Origin of the sequence: Salipaludibacillus sp. HK11 (assembly GCF_047795645.1) — a bacterium.
Taxonomy (GTDB): Bacteria; Bacillota; Bacilli; order Bacillales; family Salisediminibacteriaceae; genus Salipaludibacillus.
Window position 1 is genome coordinate 3,781,482 of sequence record NZ_CP181045.1, and the last position, 23,158, is coordinate 3,804,639.

Sequence of the window (23,158 nt, forward strand, 5' to 3'; positions counted from 1 at the left end):
GTTGAGTCATTTAGAATTTATGATAATTTAATCAATTTAAGAGAAAGCATTGACTTTTGTCCTATTATTCTTTCCAATAGAAGTAACAAGATAAAAGGAGCCATCAAAATGAATGTGAAAATACAAGAATTAAAGCCAGGGTGTATTCTAACAAATGATGTATGGAAAAAATCCAATACACCACTAATAAGGAAAAATACAGTTCTTACAGATGAACATATACGAGTGTTAAATATCTTCTTAGTAGATAATGTATTCGTTGAGCCGAAACTTGTTAATGGGGAAGTGTTTAAACCGAGTCACGTTATTCGTGATGAAAAAATTAACAGTAATTCCGAGACAATACATAAGAATTCATTTATGGATCGATATTTGAATGCGGTGCAACAATATAAGAAACTCTTCATAGATTGGCAAGGTGGCACAAAGGTCGATGCCTTTGCGGTGCGGAAAGTATTTTTGCCCTTATATGAAATAGAACCAACAAAAGATGAACTAATGCAACTACATCATTACTCGTCAAAACAAGATTATATATATTTTCATTCGGTTGCTGTCAGTGTGTTTAGCTACTTACTTGGGAAAAGTACTGGTATAAATAACGGCGAGATTATTCAGCTGGGTTTGTCAGCTTTACTATCTGATTGTGGAATGTCTAAACTTCCATTAAACGTATTTAACATAAAGGGCTCATTAACTGCTGAACAATTTGAGGAAGTAAAAAAGCATCCTATTTTAGGTTATAGAATGATCGAAGATGTTCCGGGTTTTTCAAAAAGTGCATTGTTAGGTATCATCCAGCATCACGAAAGAGAGGATGGCAGTGGCTATCCTCTTCATGTTAAGGAGGATAAACTTCACCTCTATTCAAAAATCATTGCAATAGCTGATGTATTTCATGCGATGACATCAGAAAGAAATTATCGAATTAAGCAGTCACCTTATAAAGTAATAGAATCCCTGAAAATTGATGAGTTCGGAAAACTTGACCACAAACTGTTAAATCATTTTATCCAGCTTATGTTAGACTTATCAATTGGCCGGAAGGTGAGATTAAATAACGGCATGATTGGTGAGGTAATTTATCATAATGTGCAATATCCGACTAGACCGATTGTCAAAATCGATGGAGAAAACAATTTTAATTTAGAAAAAAATCCAGAAATATTTATAGAAGAAGAGTTGCCATTAGATTATGAAGAAGTTTGATGTTATGCCTAGATCAATTTTTAGCACAATTGATAATGGGAATATACTTGTCGCAGTTTCTCTGCATATAATTAGTGAATGAAAGAGAGTTATTGGAAATATTTATTCAGAAATATTTTTCGTGATTTTGAAATAAGGAAAGAGATTCCTAGTGTTTACAAATGGATTCTCTTTTTTGATATGGAAATATATTGTCATGCCAATTAATTGTTGCGTTGGTTCTTTTATATATGGTATATTGTAAAACGTTGCTGAAAAAAGATTAATTCTTTACTTAGCAAAATCAATTTACCAAATATTAAAATAGTTGTTGACGGCGAAGTGATCATTTGATATGATATATAAGTCGCAACAAACAGATTGTGACATTTTCTGACCTTTGAAAACTAAACAAAAAGCCAAGCGAAGTGGGATATATTAAAATATCCCGTCAAAGTAACACCAAGCAAGAAACGCCAGACGAAAGTTTGGTTTTGATGTCATGGACATCAAACTTGATGAAAAGTCATCATACTTTATCGGAGAGTTTGATCCTGGCTCAGGACGAACGCTGGCGGCGTGCCTAATACATGCAAGTCGAGCGCAGGAAGCAAGCAGATCCCTTCGGGGTGACGCTTGTGGAATGAGCGGCGGACGGGTGAGTAACACGTGGGCAACCTGCCTTGTAGACTGGGATAACTTCGGGAAACCGGAGCTAATACCGGATGACCATTTGAATCGCATGATTCGAATGTAAAAGTGGGGAGCAATCCTCATACTACGAGATGGGCCCGCGGCGCATTAGCTAGTTGGTAAGGTAATGGCTTACCAAGGCAACGATGCGTAGCCGACCTGAGAGGGTGATCGGCCACACTGGAACTGAGACACGGTCCAGACTCCTACGGGAGGCAGCAGTAGGGAATCATCCGCAATGGGCGAAAGCCTGACGGTGCAACGCCGCGTGAACGATGAAGGTTTTCGGATCGTAAAGTTCTGTTATGAGGGAAGAACAAGTGCCGTTCGAATAGGGCGGCACCTTGACGGTACCTCACGAGAAAGCCCCGGCTAACTACGTGCCAGCAGCCGCGGTAATACGTAGGGGGCAAGCGTTGTCCGGAATTATTGGGCGTAAAGCGCGCGCAGGCGGTCTCTTAAGTCTGATGTGAAAGCCCACGGCTCAACCGTGGAGGGTCATTGGAAACTGGGAGACTTGAGTGTAGGAGAGGAAAGTGGAATTCCACGTGTAGCGGTGAAATGCGTAGATATGTGGAGGAACACCAGTGGCGAAGGCGACTTTCTGGCCTACAACTGACGCTGAGGCGCGAAAGCGTGGGGAGCAAACAGGATTAGATACCCTGGTAGTCCACGCTGTAAACGATGAGTGCTAGGTGTTAGGGGTTTCGATGCCCTTAGTGCCGAAGTTAACACATTAAGCACTCCGCCTGGGGAGTACGGCCGCAAGGCTGAAACTCAAAGGAATTGACGGGGGCCCGCACAAGCAGTGGAGCATGTGGTTTAATTCGACGCAACGCGAAGAACCTTACCAGGTCTTGACATCCTCTGAACAGCTAGGAGACTAGCCTTTCCCCTTCGGGGGACAGAGTGACAGGTGGTGCATGGTTGTCGTCAGCTCGTGTCGTGAGATGTTGGGTTAAGTCCCGCAACGAGCGCAACCCTTGATCTTAGTTGCCAGCATTTAGTTGGGCACTCTAAGGTGACTGCCGGTGATAAACCGGAGGAAGGTGGGGATGACGTCAAATCATCATGCCCCTTATGACCTGGGCTACACACGTGCTACAATGGATGGTACAAAGGGTTGCAAGACCGCGAGGTCAAGCCAATCCCATAAAGCCATTCTCAGTTCGGATTGCAGGCTGCAACTCGCCTGCATGAAGCCGGAATTGCTAGTAATCGCGGATCAGCATGCCGCGGTGAATACGTTCCCGGGCCTTGTACACACCGCCCGTCACACCACGAGAGTTTGTAACACCCGAAGTCGGTGAGGTAACCTTTTGGAGCCAGCCGCCGAAGGTGGGACAGATGATTGGGGTGAAGTCGTAACAAGGTATCCGTACCGGAAGGTGCGGATGGATCACCTCCTTTCTAAGGAGCTCTAAGCTCAACTTATTGAATCGAACTTCGCTTTGGCCTTTTTGTTTAGTTTTGAGAGGTTATACTCTCAAGACTTCTTTTCTTCTAATGGAAGAAAGAAGAGAATGACTAGCACATGATTGCCGTGCTTTGACCTTTGAAAACTGGATAACGATAAATGAATGAATCACCGGTTTGACACAGAAATGAATCTTCGGATTCATGGAAGAGTGAACCGAGTGTCTTAGAATGTAAAGCCAAGAAAGACCGAGCAACACGTCCATTGATTAAAATGGTTAAGCTAGAAAGGGCGCACGGTGAATACCTTGGCACTAGGAGCCGATGAAGGACGGGACGAACACCGAAATGCTTCGGGGAGCTGTAAGTAAGCTTTGATCCGGAGATATCCGAATGGGGGAACCCCTTATCCGTAATGGGATAAGATCCACATCTGAATCAATAGGGTGTGAGAAGGCAGACCTGGGGAACTGAAACATCTTAGTACCCAGAGGAAGAGAAAGCAAATGCGATTTCCTGAGTAGCGGCGAGCGAAACGGAAACAGCCCAAACCAAGAGGCTTGCCTCTTGGGGTTGTAGGACATTCCATACGGAGTTACAAAGAGTGAGCGTAGGCGAAGCGATCTGGAAAGGTCCGCGAGACAAGGTAAAAGCCCTGTAGTCGAAACGTTCACTCCTCCGGAGTGTATCCTGAGTACGGCGGGACACGTGAAACCCCGTCGGAATCTGGGAGGACCATCTCCCAAGGCTAAATACTCCCTAGTGACCGATAGTGAACCAGTACCGTGAGGGAAAGGTGAAAAGTACCCCGGAAGGGGAGTGAAAGAGATCTTGAAACCGTGTGCCTACAAGTAGTTGGAGCCCTATGATTTTCCTTCGGGAAAGTAACGGGTGACAGCGTGCCTTTTGTAGAATGAACCGGCGAGTTACGATTACGTGCAAGGTTAAGTTGAAGAGACGGAGCCGCAGCGAAAGCGAGTCTGAATAGGGCGAATGAGTACGTGGTTGTAGACCCGAAACCGGGTGATCTACCCATGTCCAGGGTGAAGTCCAGGTAACACTGGATGGAGGCCCGAACCCACGCACGTTGAAAAGTGCGGGGATGAGGTGTGGGTAGGGGTGAAATGCCAATCGAACTCGGAAATAGCTGGTTCTCCCCGAAATAGCTTTAGGGCTAGCCTCGAGGGTAGAGTCTTGGAGGTAGAGCACTGATTGGACTAGGGGTCCCTACAGGATTACCGAATTCAGTCAAACTCCGAATGCCAATGACTTACTCCTCGGGAGTCAGACTGCGAGTGCTAAGATCCGTAGTCAAGAGGGAAACAGCCCAGACCATCAGCTAAGGTCCCAAAGTATACGTTAAGTGGAAAAGGATGTGGAGTTGCTTAGACAACCAGGATGTTGGCTTAGAAGCAGCCATCATTGAAAGAGTGCGTAATAGCTCACTGGTCGAGTGACTCTGCGCCGAAAATGTACCGGGGCTAAACGTATCACCGAAGCTATGGATAGACACCTTCGGGTGTCTGTGGTAGGGGAGCGTTCCAAGGGCGCTGAAGCATGACCGGAAGGACATGTGGAGCGCTTGGAAGTGAGAATGCCGGTATGAGTAGCGAAAAGAGGGGTGAGAATCCCCTCCGTCGAAAGCCTAAGGGTTCCTGAGGAAGGCTCGTCCGCTCAGGGTAAGTCGGGACCTAAGCCGAGGCCGAAAGGCGTAGGCGATGGCAAACAGGTTGAAATTCCTGTACCACCACGTTTCCGTTTGAGTGAAGGGGGGACGCAGGAAGGTAGGGTAAGCGCACTGATGGATATGTGCGTCGAAGCAGTGAGGCTGACAAGTAGGAAAATCCGCTTGTCTTAAGGTTGAGCTGTGATCGCGAGGGAAATTTTAGTACCGAAGTTCCTGATCCTACACTGCCAAGAAAAGCCTCTAGCGAGGAAACTGGTGCCCGTACCGCAAACCGACACAGGTAGGCGGGAAGAGAATTCTAAGACGCGCGGGAGAACTCTCGTTAAGGAACTCGGCAAAATGACTCCGTAACTTCGGGAGAAGGAGTGCTCTATTAGGGTGCAAGCCCGAGAGAGCCGCAGTGAATAGGCCCAAACGACTGTTTATCAAAAACACAGGTCTCTGCGAAGCCGCAAGGCGAAGTATAGGGGCTGACACCTGCCCGGTGCTGGAAGGTTAAGAGGAGGGGTTATCCTTCGGGAGAAGCTCTCAATTGAAGCCCCAGTAAACGGCGGCCGTAACTATAACGGTCCTAAGGTAGCGAAATTCCTTGTCGGGTAAGTTCCGACCCGCACGAAAGGTGCAACGATTTGGGCACTGTCTCAACGAGAGACCCGGTGAAATTATATTACCAGTGAAGATGCTGGTTACCCGCGACAGGACGGAAAGACCCCATGGAGCTTTACTGTAGCTTGATATTGGATTTCGGTACAGCTTGTACAGGATAGGTAGGAGCCTTGGAAACCGGAGCGCTAGCTTCGGTGGAGGCATTGGTGGGATACTACCCTGGCTGTACTGGAATTCTAACCTCGAACCGTGATCCGGTTCAGGGACAGTGTCTGGTGGGCAGTTTGACTGGGGCGGTCGCCTCCTAAAGAGTAACGGAGGCGCCCAAAGGTTCCCTCAGAATGGTTGGAAATCATTCGTAGAGTGCAAAGGCATAAGGGAGCTTGACTGCGAGACATACAGGTCGAGCAGGGACGAAAGTCGGGCTTAGTGATCCGGCGGCACCGTATGGAAGGGCCGTCGCTCAACGGATAAAAGCTACCCTGGGGATAACAGGCTAATCTCTCCCAAGAGTCCACATCGACGGGGAGGTTTGGCACCTCGATGTCGGCTCGTCGCATCCTGGGGCTGAAGTAGGTCCCAAGGGTTGGGCTGTTCGCCCATTAAAGCGGCACGCGAGCTGGGTTCAGAACGTCGTGAGACAGTTCGGTCCCTATCCGTCGCGGGCGCAGGAAATTTGAGAGGAGCTGTCCTTAGTACGAGAGGACCGGGATGGACACACCGCTGGTGTACCAGTTGTTCCGCCAGGAGCATCGCTGGGTAGCTACGTGTGGAAGGGATAAATGCTGAAAGCATCTAAGCATGAAGCCCCCCTCGAGATGAGATTTCCCATCACGCAAGTGAGTAAGATCCCTCAGAGAAGATGAGGTTGATAGGTCTCGTGTGGAAGCATGGCGACATGCGCAGCTGAGAGATACTAATCGATCGAGGGCTTAACCAATGCTTTGATTCGAAGACGATTCATTCATATACCATCGTTATCCAGTTTTGAGAGGTCAATATGACCGATCAATTTCATATGTCCAGTGACGATCGCGGAGAGGTCACACCCGTTCCCATGCCGAACACGGAAGTTAAGCTCTCCAGCGCCGATGATAGTTGGGGGATCTCCCCCTGTGAAAGTAGGACGTCGCTGGGCAAAGAAGAAAGACATTCTCATATTTGAGGGTGTCTTTTTTGTGTTTAAAATGGTGGGAACTGAAGTTAGCAGGACAAGGAAAACGAAGAGGGCACGAGGAGGAAACAAGCGAGAAATACGTGAAATGCCCTTCTTTAGCAGAATGACTCGCTAATGGGGAGAAGATGTCATGACTTGTGACCGATCTATTCCAGAAAGACACACCAAGGGGCACAAGACGCCACTACTTGTGACCTTTGCATTCCAGAATAGCTAGCTAAGGGTGACAAGATACTATCACTTGTGCCCTTACTTTTTCAAAATAGCACGTTTAAGGTAACAAAACGCGACAGCTTGTAACCAATGCATTTCAGAAAAGCTAGCTAAGGGTGACAAGATACTATCACTTGTGCCCTTACTTTTTCAAAATAGCACGTTTAAGGTAACAAAACGCGACAGTTTGTAACCAATGCATTCCAGAATAGCTAGCTAAGGGTGACAAGATACTATCACTTGTGCCCTTACTTTTTCAAAATAGCACGTTTAAGGTAACAAAACGCGACAGCTTGTAACCAATGCATTTCAGAAAAGCTAGCTAAGGGTGACAAGATACTATCACTTGTACCCTTACTTTTTCAAAATAGCACGTTTAAGGTAACGAGATGCCACAGCTTGTGACCTTACCATTCTAGAAAAGCTAGCTAAGGGTAATAAGACGACAATACTTGTGTCCCCTTACCTTTAAAAGACTGCTCGTTGAGAGTCACAAGATGTAAATAAGTCGTGGAAAAATATCGATAACCGAATATATGTATGTCTTGAGGGAAATGAAGAATTGGTACAGTTACAATAAAAACACCCTATTCAAATATTTAAGGAATAGGGTATCTGTAATTATTCTTCTTCATTATTTTCATCTAATACGGATGTTACATTATTTTCATCTAAATATTTTTCATATTTTTTGTGATCGACACTTACTCCTGAATAATTCCCTTCAATATCAGCTGTGAGAACGCCCTCTACTTCTTCAACTATTCCTACTGGTTCCTCTGATTCGACAACCATGTTATTATAATCTTTATTCTCATTATTACTGAAGTCAGAAGGTGTTTCTGACGTTCCATATACGCTCACAGCTTGCCATGAATCCTCAGCATCAAAGAATGTTTCATTACGTTTACTTTCATCGTAATCGAATTTTCCGAATGGTGGCGAGAGGACGTCTTCTTCTACTGGTCGATTGTTGGTGATTTTGTTTTGCTCTGTATGTTCCATACAGCGTCGAGCAGTAGGAACTGCCTCTAACCGCTCATAAGGGATCTGTTCACTACAAATTTCACATTTACCGTATTTCCCAATGTCTATTTCCTTTAATGATTTGTCGATTTCTTGTAAAAGGTGTTCACTGTGCTCGTTTAAAGCAATGTCTTTTTCTCTTTCAAATAATTCTGTTCCTAAATCTCCAGGGTGATTATCATTATTTGATAATTCACTGACCGAGTTTTTAGGAAATTCAAGTTCTCTTCCATAATGTTGTGGGTCTAAGCGTGTTTGTAAATCATTTTTTGTTTGTATCAAATTTGATTTTATTGCTTGTAGTTGTTGATTCGTTAACAATGTTGCACCTCCCCATTTTATAAAGTTGTTTTCAGTAGTAGTTTGCCTTCATCTTGAAGGAATTCACTGCAAATATTTTGGAAAGTGCTAAACCGATCTTTAGCAAGATATGACCTTCCAATAATTATCAAATAATTTATATCCAGAAAAGTGTTGCTAGTAAAAAGAGGACAAGCCGATTACTACTCCACTGTCACGAATTTAGATATAATCAAAACAACTATTAAATGCTAATTCTTAAAAGAATTATTTTCATTATGTTGATGAAATTGACCTTTAGATACATCGACACTTACGTCCTTTAATTCTGTATTTTTATCGAATAAGTCTGCTTGAACATGTTGTCCACCCGAAGAAAATGTGACCTCTTCATTTTTGGGTGAGTACGTTATCGTTGGTTTTTTTCTTGCAAATGTTTTATGCGTGCTCATATTAAATAACTCCCCACTTTTTATTATTTATTGTTTTGCATTAACGAGTATTCATTTGTGTTAGAAAATTTAGTAGATCATCGGTTAATTTCTTTTAATGAAACCTTAATAAATCACCTAAAAGTAGTAATTACCAAATAAAAAAACGATCATACAAGCCAAGTTTACCCTTTATAAAGGAATGTATTGAAAAATACATTCGCGAATAAATAAAAGAACACTTCGACAGTGCATTGTTTTACGAGTATAATGAAATTAACTATACTTTTATTTTAGATCTAAACAAAATTGCTTTTTTGTGGGAAATGTTGAATGTTGGTTAAGTCGAAGCTATCATTGAGCGTTATAAATGTATATATCTTGCCCAGCAATTTTACAATATAAGAATTCGTTAAAAGCAAAAGGAAACTATATTGACAACTTGCATTTTACTTATTTTAAATGTTAACTAAATGCTATATAAAATAAGCGCTAAGTTAGTTTTCACCGAGAAAAAATGAATGTAATAGCCATGGACATTTTAATTGTGACGTATGCAAGTAATTAGTGATAATAGGTAAGTCGTCTGCTGAAAAAGAATAGATAAGCTCCCCCCACCACTCTGCTTCATAACGGCAAATCATGCTAAGTTGATACAATAAAGCGTAATGTATGAGAAGTTCTGGAAGGTTAATGATTAACGACCGCTCAACTGGAGCGTATAAGTGTTGGTCAATGCCATGTCTGAACAAAAGCGAATCATTTCGATTAGGTGGTTTAAATGATAATTGAATTTCTTCGTCAATCTGTTGTGATGATAGTTCGTTGTGAACGTCGGAAGAAAGCTGCCTAATCCAACTTTGAATTGGATCGTTCCATTGTTTTAACTTAATCATTAATATAGTAAAATGATCGTCATTGATTCGATTTAATCGGACTAACCCGGTTTCACCGACTAACGTTTTTAATATAGGTTGCATTTCTGGTAAGTTAAATAGCAGTTTGCGCATCGTAAGTTTTTCACCCGTTAATTGTTTCACATGAAACAGAACTTCTGACAAATAGGGAAAGAATCCATCTTTTTGAATACGAACATCGTCTGAAAGAAACTGGTATCCTTGTTTCTTACGCTTTCGCGTGGACAAGCCGTGAGCAAGAACTTGTGTAGTCGAAGGATAATCAGTGTCAATAGTTAAAAGAGCAGCCTTAAGCCAGTGACTTAATCCGTAAAAAAGTAACATCGGTTTAATAGCAATCGGGGCCTGCTTTCCTTGTTGAAAATAATGGTTTCCAATTTGAATATAATAGACAAATGAATAACTATTTTGAAATGCTTTTTCAGAAGGGTTTCCAATCGAAAAATATTGATATTTTTGTTTTAAATACTTTTTTACGTGTGGTGTTGATTGAAATATGGTTGTAAATGATGGCTCTTGCTCCACAATACACGTCCTTTCTGTCTATTTTTATGTGAGTATTTTAGGATGGGTATTTCCATATAAATATACACTTACCAATAGACTGAATTATTAAACTAATTTTCTAACCTTGACAGTAGTTTGTCCTATTGTTAATCTACTAATAATATTTTTTCGTAAATGTGAAAGGGGAATGGGTACATGTGGGAAAATAAGTTCCAAAAAGAAGGTTTAACATTTGATGATGTATTGTTGTCTCCTGCGATGTCAGATGTTCTGCCGCGGGACGTTTCAGTAAAAACAAAATTGTCCGATACGCTTCATTTGAACATTCCAATTATTAGTTCTGGGATGGATACGGTAACAGAAGCGAGCATGGCGGTTGCAATTGCCCGTGAAGGCGGACTAGGTATTATTCATAAGAACATGTCCATTGAAGCGCAAGCAGAGAACATTGACCGCGTGAAACGGTCTGAAAGTGGTGTCATTACGAACCCCTTCCATTTGACAGAAGATCACCAAGTGTTTGATGCAGAACACTTAATGAGTAAATATCGAATTTCTGGTGTGCCGATTGCCGATGAAAATAATAAACTTGTTGGTATTATTACAAATCGCGACCTTCGTTTTATTGAAGACTATTCGATTCCAATTAAAGATGTGATGACTAGCAAAGGTCTTGTGACAGCGCCAGTTGGAACGACATTGAAACAAGCGCAAAAGACGCTACAGAAACATCGCATTGAAAAATTACCATTAGTTGATGATGATGGGAAATTAAAAGGACTCATTACAATTAAAGATATTGAAAAAGCAATTGAGTTTCCAAATTCAGCCAAAGATTCATCAGGGCGTCTCCTCGTAGGAGCAGCTGTTGGTGTTGGCGCAGATTCAGATGCCAGAACGAAAGCTCTTGTTGATGCAGAAGTTGATGTACTTGTTATTGATACTGCACACGGTCATTCACGAGGTGTCATTGAAAAAGTTCGTCAAATACGAGAGCTGTACCCTGATTTGAATATTGTTGCTGGAAACGTAGCGACTGCAGAAGCAACAAAAGATTTAATAGAAGCAGGGGCAAACATTATTAAAGTTGGGATTGGTCCTGGATCAATTTGTACTACTCGGATAGTGGCAGGAATTGGCGTTCCGCAAGTTACTGCAATATATGACTGTGCGACGGAGGCAAGGAAACATGGCATTCCAATCATTGCTGACGGTGGTATAAAATATTCTGGTGAAATCACAAAAGCATTAGCTGCTGGTGGACATGCTGTCATGCTTGGAAGTATTCTCGCTGGTGTGACAGAAAGTCCTGGAGATCGTGAAATTTTCCAAGGGCGCCAATTTAAAGTGTATCGAGGGATGGGTTCTATCGGGGCAATGGAAAAAGGAAGTAAGGACCGTTATTTCCAAGAAAATGAGCAAAAACTAGTTCCTGAAGGAATTGAGGGGCGCATACCTTACAAAGGACCGTTGCAAGATACAATTCATCAATTGATCGGTGGTTTACGCGCTGGTATGGGTTATTGTGGTACAGCGAATGTCACGTCATTACAAAATGATGCTGAGTTTATACGAATTACCGGAGCTGGCTTGAGGGAAAGCCACCCTCATGATGTACAAATTACGAAAGAATCACCGAATTACTCAATATAAATGCCGTATCTGAACTTATGGTAGAAAATACTACTATAGATAGGGGACTCCCCTATCTATTTTTTTTGGATAAGTTGTGGTAAAATGACGTTTGTTCCTTGCTGAGATAAGGGCGTGGTGAATAAAAAAGAAATCACAGGTTACGTGTTTATATAGATAAGAAAGATGGATGGGGAGAGGTGGATTTCATGAAAAAAGTTAGTGTTTGGATGCTCATATTAATGGTGTTCTTTTCCGGTGTTTTTACTTTTACTGGAACGGCGTCAGCATCTTATGAACCAAATGTAGATACCGTTATTTTGGTCGATGCAGAGAGTGGAAGAATTTTATACGAACAAAATGCAGAAGTACCTTTGCCACCTGCAAGTATGACGAAAATGATGAGTGAATATCTTATTTTAGAAGCAATAAATGATGGAGATATCTCATGGGACACGATTGTTCCTGTTAGTGAATATTTGGCAGGTTTATCTCATAGACCAGGACTGTCAAACGTACCAATGAGAATTAATGCAGATTATACGGTGGAAGAACTGTATGATTCAGTGGCAATTTATTCGAATAATTCAGGAACGATGGCTTTAGCTGAATTAATTTCGGGTTCTGAAGGCGCATTTGTTGAAAAAATGAATGAAAGAGGTACCGAATTAGGCATGGGGACAACGCTTCGTGAAGCTGGCGAAGGTAGTTTAGCAGAAATTGCTGAAGAACAATTAGGAGACTTTCAATTTGTAAATTCAACGGGCTTACCGAATCGACTTTTGGAAGATGGCAATCATCCAGAAGGAACAGGGCAGAATGAAGACAATTACATGTCAGCATATGCTACGGCTGTTCTCGCTTTTCATCTAGTTAATGACTATCCTGAGGTTCTTGAATCGGCAAGTATTGCTGAGAAAGTTTTCAGAGAAGGTACCGATGATGCAATAACGATGCAAAATTGGAATTGGATGATCGAAGGAACCCAATTACCTGATTTAGATAATGAAGATGTAGATGGACTAAAGACAGGGCATACGAATGCAGCAGGCTATACGTTTACTGGAACCGCTGAAAGAGATGGACAACGATTAGTGAGTGTTGTCATGGGAGCGGATTCTGAAGTAGAACGTTTTAATGAAACAGCCCGACTGATGGATTGGGGATTTGAAAACTTTTCTGTGCAAGAACTTTTTCCAGCTGATATGACGCTGGATGATTATGAAACACTCCCTGTTAAAAAAGGGAAAGAAGAGGAAGTCACGATTGCTTCTACAGAAGCTATTTCCATGGTTATTCATGAGGATGATATAGACTCATATTCCTATTCTGTTCAATTAGATGAAGCTCAACTGAGTGAAAATGGTGAGTTAGAAGCCCCGATTGAGCCTGGAATGGTTGTCGGTCAACTTGTGATTGATTATGATGGAGACAACGAGATATCATATTTACCTGGACAAGACGATCGAGTTACTTCTATAGATATCGTTACGACAGGTGAAGTAGAGAGAGCGGGTTGGTTTTCATTAACGATGAAAGGAATTGGTGACTTCTTCTCTGGCATTTGGACGAGTGTTGCTGAGACAGTTCGTGGTTGGTTTTAAGGATTAGATAAGTAAAAATACATCTTTTAAAACTATTTCTGAATTTAATGGATAAATTCCTACCAATCGAATAGGTTTTTTCGTTATAATGGATTGTATGAATGCTTTGGTATGAAAAACATCTTTATCTACCAAAATAAAGCGTAATAAATAAAGGGGGATCATCATCATGGAAAAACATGTAGGAACGGATCGCGTAAAAAGAGGTATGGCAGAAATGCAAAAAGGTGGCGTCATCATGGATGTGGTGAACGCAGAGCAAGCAAAAATTGCTGAAGAGGCTGGTGCTGTAGCGGTTATGGCACTTGAACGTGTACCATCCGATATTCGCGCAGAAGGTGGAGTAGCCCGTATGGCTGATCCATCAATTGTCGAGGAAGTCCAAAATGCTGTGTCGATCCCAGTCATGGCCAAAGCACGTATTGGTCATATCGTTGAAGCTCGTATTTTAGAATCGCTTGGTGTCGATTACATTGATGAGAGTGAAGTATTAACTCCAGCAGATGAAGTGTACCACTTGAACAAGCGTGACTATACAGTACCTTTTGTTTGTGGTGCTAAAGACCTTGGAGAAGCGACTCGTCGTATCGGTGAAGGGGCTTCTATGCTTCGTACGAAAGGTGAACCAGGGACTGGAAATATTGTTGAAGCGGTTCGTCATCAGCGACTTATCCAAGGACAAATTAATAAAGTTATTAGCATGTCTGAGGACGAGCTTATGACTGAAGCAAAGAATTTAGGAGCGCCTTACGAAGTATTGCTTGATATTAAGCGAAACGGTCGACTACCAGTTGTAAACTTCGCCGCAGGTGGGATCGCAACTCCAGCAGATGCTGCCTTAATGATGCAATTAGGTTCTGATGGTGTCTTTGTAGGATCAGGTATTTTTAAGTCAGAAAATCCAGGGAAGTTTGCGAAAGCAATTGTTGAAGCAACAACACACTATCAAGACTATGACTTGATTGCTAAGCTATCTAAAAATTTAGGACCAGCGATGAAAGGTATTGAAATATCTTCCATTGAACAAAAGGATCGTATGCAAGAGCGTGGATGGTAAATTTTAAGTTTTTCTTCCGATAAATGACCCAATAAGAATGGTTTGACGAAAGAGGTGAGACATCATGATCAACATTGGTGTGTTGGCGTTACAAGGCGCCGTAAGAGAGCATGTAAAAGCATTACAAGCGCCTGATGTCCATGTAACAATCGTAAAAAAAGCGGAGCAGTTAGATCATATAGATGGTCTTGTTTTTCCGGGTGGAGAAAGTACAACGATGCGCCGGTTAATTAATCTATATGGATTTTTTGAACCGTTAAAGGCGTTTGCTAAAAACGGTAAACCAGTTTTTGGGACATGCGCTGGTGCAATCTTAATGGCTAACGAAATCGTTGGACAAACAGAACCGCATTTATCCGTGATGGATATGACAGTCGAACGAAATGCCTTTGGCCGTCAGCGGGAAAGTTTTGAAGCACGATTAAATATGAACCGGATTGGTGAAGATATAGAGGCAGTATTTATACGTGCGCCAATTATCAATAAGGTTGGTCCATCTGTAGACGTATTAGCTACGTATGATGGAGATATTGTTGCAGCCCAGCAAGGACCATTTTTAGCTTGCTCATTTCACCCTGAATTAACAGATGATTACCGAATGCATCAATATTTTGTGAAAATGGTTCGAGAGCCAGCATTACATGCTTGATTTTTTATAAAAAATTCGGTATGTTAAGAATACAAATTTTAATATTTTTGCGAAGATAGGAACTAGTATCGATAATTGTTTTCTTTAGAGAGCCAGTGGCTGCTGTAAACTGGTGGAAACGACTCGTGAATCCATCCTTGAGCAAATCAGTTGAACTCGGAATGTAAAGTAGACTGGTTCGGATCTTAACCGTTAATAAGAATAAGGTGGAAATGAGAGAATGTTGGCTCATTTTAACCAGGGTGGCAACGCGGGTAACTCTCGTCCCTGAATGACTCATTCAGGGACGGGAGTTTTTTTATATGTAGGACCAAGACTCCTATTATTATGCTTTTTCTAGTTATTTTTTCCAAAACCTAAAGGAGGTTTATTAGATGTTAGATGTAAAATTGTTACGAAATCAATTTGATGAAGTTAAAGGGAAGTTAGCGGAACGTAATGAGGATATTTCAGCTCTAGACCAGTTCGGGGCGTTAGACGAAAAACGTAGGGAAACGATTCAAGAAGTAGAAGAGTTAAAAAGCCGTCGTAATAAGGTTTCCCAGGAAATATCTCAGATGAAGCGAGAGAAAAAGGATGCAAGTTCTGTTATTGAAGAGATGCAGCAAGTGTCTGGAGCAATTAAGAAACTTGATGAGAGTTTGCGAGAAGTTGATGAAGAATTGAATCATCTTTTATTAACAATCCCGAATATCCCTCATGAAAGTGCTCCTGTTGGTGCTGATGAAGAAGATAACGAAGAAGTACGTACATGGGGAGATATCCGAAGCTTTTCTTTTCAAGAAAAAGCACATTGGGATCTCGCCACAGAGCTTGATATCTTGGATTTCGAACGAGCATCTAAAGTTACAGGAAGCCGTTTTGTATTTTATAAAGGGCTGGGTGCTCGATTGGAACGGGCATTAATAAACTTTATGATGGATTTGCACGAAGACAAACATGGATATATGGAAGTGATGCCACCGTACATAGTCAACCGTGACAGTATGACAGGTACGGGGCAGTTACCTAAATTTGAAGAGGATGCATTTAAAATACATGAAGAAGATTATTTTCTTATTCCTACTGCCGAAGTACCAGTGACGAACATGCACCGAGATGAGATTATGCCGATTGAAGACTTACCAAAGGCTTATACGGCTTATAGTGCTTGTTTCCGTTCTGAAGCGGGATCTGCTGGTCGTGATACAAGAGGACTGATCCGTCAGCACCAGTTTAATAAAGTTGAGCTTGTCCGCTTCGTAAAACCTGAAGACTCTTATGAACAGTTGGAACTATTAACGTCACAGGCGGAAAAAGTTCTCCAACTTCTTAAATTACCGTATCGTGTCTTGAATATGTGCACAGGAGATTTAGGTTTCACTGCTGCGAAAAAATATGATATAGAAGTTTGGATCCCGAGTAACGGAACGTATCGAGAAATTTCTTCTTGTAGTAACTTTGAATCTTTTCAGGCAAGGCGTGCAAATATTCGATTTAAACGAGATATAAAAGCAAAAGCTGAGTATGTTCATACTCTTAATGGATCTGGTCTTGCGATTGGACGTACGGTTGCAGCTATCTTAGAAAACTATCAACAAGAAGATGGTTCTATTGAAATACCTGAAGTACTTCGTCCATATATGGGCGGAAAAGATACAATTAAAAAATAGAAATTAGTAGCCCCTTCGTCTTTGTGAAGGGGTTTTATTTCCGTTTAGCTACAAAAATTAAATGTATTGGTCACCGATTGGAAGAGTTGAAAAATCCGAAGCACAGTATTTTTCACAAAGCTGTCTTTCTTTTACACAGATTTATAAAAAAAGTGATTTTAATTTTTTGATTGAACGCGTCTAAAATCAAATCTTTTTTCAAGGTAATAAGCAACATAAACACCAGTAATGGCAAAGATAGCCCATATCCATGCATGAAGACTGAATGAAGCTATACCACTAAAATAAGCACCAACGTTTGCACCAAATGCAAGTGTAGCCCCGTAGCCCATCAAGGTACCACCTATTAGTGCAATCAGGCAGATGCGAAAAGAAATTTTCGCAAAGCGGATCAAACCACCAAGAGTAAGGGTGATAAATGTACCAATGATGACTCCGAAGTTCAGGACACTAGTAGAACTCTCAAATACTGATGAGTGAAGCGACTGAAAGTCTTCTTGTGCTCCCCAGTAACCCCACGTATTAACATCAAGGCCGAAGAACATCGCGATTTTTGAGCCCCAAAGACTAAATGCGGCGGTAAGTACCCATGGTTCTCCACGAATAAGGAGTGTGAGGGCATTCAAAGCTGCAAGGATTAAGGCACCGATCCATAGAGGCCAGAACCCAAAAAGAATTTGCCTCCAATTTGTACCTGAAGGCATAGATGGCAGCGCAGGTGGTCTTTTCTTTTTTTTGTACAAATAGCTCCCAAAAGCAATGAAAGCGAAGACAGAGTTTTGCAACACCGAAGCTCCAGAATAACCAAGAGGGGAATCAGTAGCCAGTGAGAAAGGCGAAGCAGAAGGAAGGGTTTCATTCCAAAACCCAAAGTGTGCGGCTCCCAATGTAGCGCCCACAGTAAATCCAAACAGCGTAAAGATCATTGCTGTCCTTCCACCTTCGACTTTATATAAAGATGCTGGGGCTAGGCCACTACCTACTTCCATACCAAATCCAAAAAGAAACGAACCAACAATAAGTCCAAAACTAATCGGTGACAAAGCTGGAGCAGGAAAAGATCCAAAAAAACCTAGTTCAAAGATAAAAATTGGTGCAAAAAAAGTAGCTGAAGCCCCAAGCATGAGCATATGGCCGCGAAGCATTTCTGTATTTCCATCTTCAACGATTTGCCGGTAGACAGAAGAAAAACCAAATCTAGCATGAAACAACGTAAAACCTATTAATATTCCAGTAATAAATAATACAACGTATTGTGTTCCTGAATATTGGTATGAGAAGAATCCGATAAGTAGTGCTAGTATTATGCCTATTATCGTTAAGGTATTTTGGAGATTTTTATAAATAGGTGTTGTGTTTGACTGTTGGTGGCTTGATTTCACAAAAGAACACTCCTTTGATTTCAAACTTTCATTGCCCTTTAGTTATTCCCTATTTGATAGAAAAACTATTGATTCAATTATGTTTTTTTGTGGTTGTAGTAAATGTGAAGAAAACTGTACAAAATGGAGCAAAATTTAGCGTAATAAACTTGTATCGATTTGCCTTAAAGTGAAAAACATCGTACAATTTTCTTGCTGGGGTGAAAGAAAAAGGGTGTGAGTGAATGGATACAATAAAGGAGCAAGAGGATATTTATTATATGAGGGAAGCTATTATAGAAGCTAAGAAAGCGGAAGAGTTAGGGGAAGTCCCAATTGGTGCTGTGATCGTTAAGAATGGAGACGTAATTGCCCGAGGGCATAATCATCGAGAGAAAAATCAATCTGCAACTGCTCATGCGGAGCTTTTAGCAATTGAAGAGGCGTGTCGTGCTGTAGGGAGCTGGCGATTGGAGAGTTGCACATTGTATGTGACGCTCGAACCTTGTCCGATGTGTGCAGGGGCTATTGTTCAATCACGTATAGATCGAGTCGTCTATGGCGCATTAGATTCGAAAGCAGGGTGCTGTGGGACGTTGATGAATCTTCTTGATGAACCTCGGTTCAACCATCGATGTCCTGTGAAAAGTGGCGTACTTGCTGAAGAGACAGGACATTTGTTAACAGCTTTTTTTCAGAAAATTCGAGTAGCGAAAAAAAACAATAGGATTAGTTCTGAACGATAGATGGGTATAGTTGATTAATCATCAAACATAAAAAATGGAGGGATAAATATGAGACCGAATCAAATATCATTGGAAACTGCGCAAATGATATCCAAAAAATTGAAGATGCCTTTAGAACATGTCATGCATACACCCCCTCATATCTTAATGGAAAAATTAAAGTTGGTTGAAGAGAATGAAGGATCTGAAGAAAGCGATGAAGGGAAAGAATAAAGTGTAAAAACTATTTAAAATAGAATATGGAGATATCTAAGTTAGATGGTTTATATCAAAGATATATTTTGATAAATAGATCGATTTATTATTTGGGTAAATTTGTTACGATTCGTTTTGGTAGTATCTATTGCAATTATACTAAAAAACCACTATACTAATATTTGCGTCGCTGTTTTGGCGCCTAAATTTATTATTAACTTTGTCGTGCTAAGCGGGGAGGTAGCGGTGCCCTGTACTCGCAATCCGCTATAGCGAGGCCGAATCCCTTTCTGAGGTTACAACTTCTCTTGGTCTGCCCTGAGTAAGTGGTGTTGACAACCGGGTTCCGCGCAATGGAATCCTATGAATCCTGTCAGGTCCGGAAGGAAGCAGCAGTAAGTGGGTCATTCCGTGTGCCGCGGAGTTGCCTGGTTCGAGCAAACTGCTCAGGTAACGCTTGGGGAGTTGTGATCGAAGAAAGGTGCACGGCATTTAATTTTTATATTGCTTTATAAGCTATCCAATTTGGATGGCTTTTTTTGTACTAAAAGAATGTTTAACTTCGCTATAGGATTAAGTATAAGATAAACTAAAGCTTTCGACTTGCAGGAATTGGCGACAAGCCAAGTTTATCTAATTGTTTTCGCAGTCATTTTTTACGGATTTAAATAAATTCAACAATTTCATTTGATTTATAGCAGATTCATTTTGAAAAAACTGCTATGAATCGGTATAATAAGAATGAATTGAATAGATGAGCATTTTTTTTATTATTATTAAAATATCGGATGTGTGTGTCAGAGGTTAGTGGAAGAAGGAAGGTTGAGAGATATGAGTTATCAAGCTTTATATCGTGTGTGGCGTCCAAGACAGTTAACAGATGTGGTCGGGCAAGAGCACATTACGAAAACATTGAAAAACGCATTGCTTCAAGACAAATTCTCTCACGCCTATCTTTTCACAGGTCCTCGTGGGACAGGAAAGACAAGTGCGGCGAAAATTATTTCAAAAGCAATTAATTGTGAACAAGCGCCAGTCGATGAACCTTGTAATCAATGTAATACGTGTAAGGGGATACAGGATGGTAGCATTGTTGATGTGATAGAAATTGATGCGGCGAGCAACAATGGGGTCGACGAAATTCGTGACATTCGAGATAAAGTTAAGTTTGCCCCAAGTGCAGCGCGTTATAAAGTGTATATTATTGACGAAGTGCATATGCTCTCAACTGGAGCATTTAATGCCTTGTTAAAAACGTTAGAAGAACCACCAAGGCACGTGATCTTTATTCTTGCAACAACAGAACCACATAAAATTCCGTTAACAATCATTTCAAGGTGTCAACGTTTTGATTTCAAACGAATATCTGCCCACTCAATGATTGAAAGAATGCATGAAATTATTGCTGCGACAGAAATGCGGGTAGATGAAGATGCACTATCCCTTATTGCAAGAGCATCTGGGGGAGGTATGAGGGATGCATTAAGCTTGTTGGATCAAGCAGTCTCTTATTCTGATGAGTCGGTTACTGCTGACGATGTATTATCAATTATCGGTGCGGTATCACAACAATTGATTCATGAAGTTGTGCAGTCGATTTATTCTGGTCAAGTTGGAGATGGTCTATCTGCAATTGATACACTAATGAAAGAAGGAAAAGATGCTAATCGGTTTATTGAAGATTTAATTTTCTTTTTCAGAGACATTTTAATGGTCAAAGCGGCACCTCAACTTGATGAGTCGCAAGATCGAATCATTGGTGACGAGACTTTTCAAGAAGTAGTTAATCAACTTGATGAAGCGTGGATTTTTGCAATGATGGATCGACTCAATCATTTTCAACATGAAATGAAGTGGGCGAGTCATCCTCAAGTTTTTTTAGAAATGTTTATCGTACAGGCTTGTCAAAAAGCGAAGCCAGCGTCTACTACAGATGGAGCTACTGTTTCGCTAGAAGAAAACGAAACGATTAAAACGTTACAAAAACAAGTGAAAGAGTTAGAAAAGACGTTAGTAAAAATGCAAACGCAAGGAACGTCGGTAAATCAAAAGAATACTCAAAGTACTGAGCAGAGCAGACCTAAAACGAGACAATCACCTAATAATGCAAAGAGTCGAGCTTATGTGAATAAAGTGAAAGAGATGCTTCACAATGCGACGAAGCCACAACTTCAGGAAATTTCTTCTAGTTGGGGGCAAATTATTGAATTAGTGAAACAAAAGAGTGTTCCTGCCTCAGCTTGGCTAAATGATTGCAAACCAGTGGCGTGTTCCGAAGGTGAGTTTGTGTTGGCTTTCCGTAACGAGATGCATCGCGACATGGTCGATGACAAATTTCGTGAAATGGTAGAGGAAGCGGCTACTACTGCTTTACAGCGAGATATGACAATGCTAACGTTGTTAGTTTCCCAATGGGAGCAAGTAAAGGAAGCGTTCGTAAAAGAGCAAAAGCAAGGTGGAAGCGATGGATCATCCGGAGAAGGGAATTCTGAACAACCAGAAAACGAGAACCCGTTGATCGATGAAGCTGTTAAATTAGTCGGCAGAGATTTACTGGAGATAAAAGATTAATTAATTTCAATAAAAGAGAGGAAGATCATACAATGAAGAACATGGGTAATATGATGAAGCAAATGCAAAAGATGCAAAAAGACATGGCAAAGGAGCAAGACAAATTAAAGGATGAAACGATTGAAGCTACAGCAGGTGGCGGTATGGTTAAAGTGATCGCGAGTGGCGACAAGCGTATTCTTGATATTCAAATCAATGAAGAAGCAGTCGACCCAGATGACGTTGAGATGTTAGAGGATTTAGTTTTGGCGGCAACAAACGAAGCAATTACAAAAGTAGATGAACTAGTAAATGAGAGAATGGGTAAATACACTAAAGGGATGAATATACCTGGAATGATGTAGTGTTATACAAAAAGAGTTTTGTATTAGAAGTGAATCCTTTATTGTTATGGTAGTAAAGTTAAAATTACTTAAATGGACTGCTCATTTGATGTTGAAAAGACTTGGTGATCATACCAAGTCTTTTCTATAGTATTAATCATTGTGAACAGCTTACTGTTTGATTTATAAACATGCAAAAGTTTCAAAAAAGATAGAGGAGGACCATCACCTATGCAATACCCGCAACCAATTTCCAAATTAATAGAAGGATTTATGAGGTTACCGGGCATCGGTCCCAAAACAGCAGGGAGATTAGCATTTTACGTTTTAGATATGAGAGAAGAAGATGTACTGGACTTTGCCAAAGCACTTGTTAATGCAAAACGGGAACTGACTTATTGCAAGATATGCCATCATATTACAGATACCGATCCATGTCGCATCTGTGATGATCAGTCAAGAGACCAATCGATGATATGTGTCGTACAAGAATCAAAAGACGTCATTGCTATGGAAAGAATGAAGGAATTTGGTGGTCTTTATCATGTCTTACACGGAGCCATCTCACCTGTAGATGGGATAGGTCCCGAAGATATTTATATTGCCGATCTATTAAAACGACTCCAAGATGACACTGTTCAAGAATTGATTATTGCGACGAATCCTAATATTGAAGGGGAAGCAACCGCAATGTATATTTCTCGTCTAATTAAACCAACTGGTATTAAAGTAACTAGACTCGCACACGGTCTTCCTGTTGGCGGAGATCTTGAGTATGCCGATGAAGTGACTTTATCCAAAGCAATTGAAGGCAGGCGTGAAATCTAATCAACTATTGGAAGTGCGAAATTCCACAAAAACAACGATAAGGTGTGATATCAGATGTTAAAGAAAAAAAAGAGGAAACTTCGTCGGCAAAGTGATGAAGAACTGATTACCACATTAGACCATATAAAAGATAAAGCCGACCAACAGGAATCGTATCTAAAAAATTCGATTCATTACGGTGGAGATGTCGAAAGTATCGTCCGTTTAGAAAGGGCAAAGTATTTATTTTTATTAAGAGAAGCAAGAGCTAGACAGACAACTTTTTCTTAAAGAATATTTTTATTAAGCTGCTAACGATGCGATAATTGGTTCTTTTTATCATTGTGTGGACATACATTAAACCGAACCCTCTTTAGACCAAAAAAGAATGGACAGGCGT

16 protein-coding genes, 3 rRNA genes, 1 other RNA gene and 1 other annotated feature are annotated in these 23,158 nt (G+C 41.0%); of the genes, 16 read left to right on the top strand and 4 right to left on the bottom strand.

Going from position 1 to position 23,158, the window contains the following annotated elements; genetic code table 11:
• The first annotated feature begins 108 nt into the window (after positions 1 to 108).
• From ACM26V_RS17755 to rrf, 4 genes are all read left to right on the top strand, one after another.
• Positions 109 to 1,209 carry an HD-GYP domain-containing protein gene (locus ACM26V_RS17755; RefSeq protein WP_416148074.1) on the top strand — a complete coding sequence of 367 codons (1,101 nt, stop codon included), beginning with the start codon at positions 109 to 111 and terminating at the stop codon, positions 1,207 to 1,209.
• Between the two features lie 515 nt (positions 1,210 to 1,724).
• Positions 1,725 to 3,291: ribosomal RNA gene (locus tag ACM26V_RS17760) — 16S ribosomal RNA — on the top strand.
• Between the two features lie 282 nt (positions 3,292 to 3,573).
• Positions 3,574 to 6,530, top strand: a 23S ribosomal RNA gene (locus ACM26V_RS17765).
• 81 nt (positions 6,531 to 6,611) lie between these two features.
• Positions 6,612 to 6,728: ribosomal RNA gene (gene rrf / locus ACM26V_RS17770) — 5S ribosomal RNA — on the top strand.
• Together the 16S, 23S and 5S rRNA genes form the textbook arrangement of a ribosomal RNA operon.
• A gap of 873 nt (positions 6,729 to 7,601) precedes the next feature.
• Here rrf and ACM26V_RS17775 read toward each other — a convergent pair.
• The 3 genes from ACM26V_RS17775 to ACM26V_RS17785 form a co-directional block, all read right to left on the bottom strand.
• Positions 7,602 to 8,327 carry a TraR/DksA C4-type zinc finger protein gene (locus ACM26V_RS17775; protein WP_416148075.1) on the bottom strand — a complete coding sequence of 242 codons (726 nt, stop codon included), beginning with the start codon at positions 8,325 to 8,327 and terminating at the stop codon, positions 7,602 to 7,604.
• Positions 8,328 to 8,557: 230 nt separating this feature from the next.
• A complete protein-coding gene (locus tag ACM26V_RS17780) occupies positions 8,558 to 8,758 on the bottom strand; it encodes a hypothetical protein (protein WP_416148076.1) in 201 nt (66 codons plus the stop codon).
• 476 nt (positions 8,759 to 9,234) lie between these two features.
• Positions 9,235 to 10,179 carry a YaaC family protein gene (locus tag ACM26V_RS17785; RefSeq protein ID WP_416148077.1) on the bottom strand — a complete coding sequence of 315 codons (945 nt, stop codon included), beginning with the start codon at positions 10,177 to 10,179 and terminating at the stop codon, positions 9,235 to 9,237.
• A 177-nt stretch (positions 10,180 to 10,356) separates the two neighbouring features.
• Here ACM26V_RS17785 and guaB point away from each other — a divergent pair, with 177 nt between their 5' ends.
• The 5 genes from guaB (at position 10,357) to serS (ending at position 16,755) form a co-directional block, all read left to right on the top strand.
• A complete protein-coding gene (gene guaB, locus ACM26V_RS17790; RefSeq protein WP_416148078.1) occupies positions 10,357 to 11,814 on the top strand; it encodes an IMP dehydrogenase in 1,458 nt (485 codons plus the stop codon).
• Positions 11,815 to 12,002: 188 nt separating this feature from the next.
• Entirely contained in the window at positions 12,003 to 13,397 is a 1,395-nt protein-coding gene (locus ACM26V_RS17795; RefSeq protein ID WP_416148079.1) for a D-alanyl-D-alanine carboxypeptidase family protein, read from the top strand.
• A 169-nt stretch (positions 13,398 to 13,566) separates the two neighbouring features.
• On the top strand, positions 13,567 to 14,454 hold the full coding sequence (gene pdxS / locus ACM26V_RS17800) for a pyridoxal 5'-phosphate synthase lyase subunit PdxS (protein ID WP_416148080.1): 888 nt from the start codon (positions 13,567 to 13,569) through the stop codon (positions 14,452 to 14,454).
• Between the two features lie 64 nt (positions 14,455 to 14,518).
• Complete coding sequence (gene pdxT, locus ACM26V_RS17805; protein ID WP_416148081.1) at positions 14,519 to 15,103, top strand: pyridoxal 5'-phosphate synthase glutaminase subunit PdxT; 585 nt, start codon at positions 14,519 to 14,521, stop codon at positions 15,101 to 15,103.
• Between the two features lie 43 nt (positions 15,104 to 15,146).
• Positions 15,147 to 15,375 (top strand) — a binding site (T-box leader).
• 102 nt (positions 15,376 to 15,477) lie between these two features.
• Complete coding sequence (serS, locus tag ACM26V_RS17810) at positions 15,478 to 16,755, top strand: serine--tRNA ligase (protein ID WP_416148082.1); 1,278 nt, start codon at positions 15,478 to 15,480, stop codon at positions 16,753 to 16,755.
• 158 nt (positions 16,756 to 16,913) lie between these two features.
• Here serS and ACM26V_RS17815 read toward each other — a convergent pair whose 3' ends face one another.
• A complete protein-coding gene (locus tag ACM26V_RS17815; protein WP_416148083.1) occupies positions 16,914 to 18,137 on the bottom strand; it encodes a YeeE/YedE family protein in 1,224 nt (407 codons plus the stop codon).
• A 224-nt stretch (positions 18,138 to 18,361) separates the two neighbouring features.
• On the opposite strand from ACM26V_RS17815, the gene tadA reads away from it, so the two are divergent.
• The 7 genes from tadA to ACM26V_RS17850 all read left to right on the top strand — a co-directional run bounded on the left by tadA (position 18,362) and on the right by ACM26V_RS17850 (position 23,049).
• The gene (tadA, locus tag ACM26V_RS17820; RefSeq protein WP_416148084.1) at positions 18,362 to 18,862 is read left to right on the top strand and encodes a tRNA adenosine(34) deaminase TadA; all 501 of its coding nucleotides are present in this window, start codon (positions 18,362 to 18,364) and stop codon (positions 18,860 to 18,862) included.
• A gap of 48 nt (positions 18,863 to 18,910) precedes the next feature.
• Positions 18,911 to 19,075, top strand: a complete 165-nt coding sequence (locus ACM26V_RS17825; protein ID WP_416148086.1) for a YycC family protein — start codon at positions 18,911 to 18,913, stop codon at positions 19,073 to 19,075.
• Between the two features lie 205 nt (positions 19,076 to 19,280).
• Positions 19,281 to 19,546, top strand: an RNA gene (ffs, locus tag ACM26V_RS17830) — signal recognition particle sRNA large type.
• Between the two features lie 342 nt (positions 19,547 to 19,888).
• Positions 19,889 to 21,628, top strand: a complete 1,740-nt coding sequence (dnaX, locus tag ACM26V_RS17835) for a DNA polymerase III subunit gamma/tau (RefSeq protein ID WP_416148087.1) — start codon at positions 19,889 to 19,891, stop codon at positions 21,626 to 21,628.
• A gap of 32 nt (positions 21,629 to 21,660) precedes the next feature.
• The gene (locus ACM26V_RS17840) at positions 21,661 to 21,972 is read left to right on the top strand and encodes a YbaB/EbfC family nucleoid-associated protein (protein ID WP_416148088.1); all 312 of its coding nucleotides are present in this window, start codon (positions 21,661 to 21,663) and stop codon (positions 21,970 to 21,972) included.
• 210 nt (positions 21,973 to 22,182) lie between these two features.
• Complete coding sequence (gene recR, locus ACM26V_RS17845; protein ID WP_416148089.1) at positions 22,183 to 22,779, top strand: recombination mediator RecR; 597 nt, start codon at positions 22,183 to 22,185, stop codon at positions 22,777 to 22,779.
• A gap of 54 nt (positions 22,780 to 22,833) precedes the next feature.
• On the top strand, positions 22,834 to 23,049 hold the full coding sequence (locus tag ACM26V_RS17850) for a YaaL family protein (protein WP_416148090.1): 216 nt from the start codon (positions 22,834 to 22,836) through the stop codon (positions 23,047 to 23,049).
• Positions 23,050 to 23,158: the final 109 nt, after the last annotated feature.

What these genes read in the sequence shown, in the direction of transcription:
- ACM26V_RS17755 (WP_416148074.1), top strand. Translation starts at nt 109, where the DNA reads ATGAATGTGAAAATACAAGAATTAAAGCCAGGGTGTATTCTAACAAAT.
- ACM26V_RS17780 (WP_416148076.1), bottom strand. Translation starts at nt 8,758, where the DNA reads ATGAGCACGCATAAAACATTTGCAAGAAAAAAACCAACGATAACGTAC.
- ACM26V_RS17850 (WP_416148090.1), top strand. Translation starts at nt 22,834, where the DNA reads ATGTTAAAGAAAAAAAAGAGGAAACTTCGTCGGCAAAGTGATGAAGAA.
- pdxT (WP_416148081.1), top strand. Translation starts at nt 14,519, where the DNA reads ATGATCAACATTGGTGTGTTGGCGTTACAAGGCGCCGTAAGAGAGCAT.
- guaB (WP_416148078.1), top strand. Translation starts at nt 10,357, where the DNA reads ATGTGGGAAAATAAGTTCCAAAAAGAAGGTTTAACATTTGATGATGTA.
- tadA (WP_416148084.1), top strand. Translation starts at nt 18,362, where the DNA reads ATGGATACAATAAAGGAGCAAGAGGATATTTATTATATGAGGGAAGCT.
- ACM26V_RS17840 (WP_416148088.1), top strand. Translation starts at nt 21,661, where the DNA reads ATGAAGAACATGGGTAATATGATGAAGCAAATGCAAAAGATGCAAAAA.
- ACM26V_RS17825 (WP_416148086.1), top strand. Translation starts at nt 18,911, where the DNA reads ATGAGACCGAATCAAATATCATTGGAAACTGCGCAAATGATATCCAAA.
- recR (WP_416148089.1), top strand. Translation starts at nt 22,183, where the DNA reads ATGCAATACCCGCAACCAATTTCCAAATTAATAGAAGGATTTATGAGG.
- ACM26V_RS17795 (WP_416148079.1), top strand. Translation starts at nt 12,003, where the DNA reads ATGAAAAAAGTTAGTGTTTGGATGCTCATATTAATGGTGTTCTTTTCC.
- pdxS (WP_416148080.1), top strand. Translation starts at nt 13,567, where the DNA reads ATGGAAAAACATGTAGGAACGGATCGCGTAAAAAGAGGTATGGCAGAA.
- serS (WP_416148082.1), top strand. Translation starts at nt 15,478, where the DNA reads ATGTTAGATGTAAAATTGTTACGAAATCAATTTGATGAAGTTAAAGGG.
- dnaX (WP_416148087.1), top strand. Translation starts at nt 19,889, where the DNA reads ATGAGTTATCAAGCTTTATATCGTGTGTGGCGTCCAAGACAGTTAACA.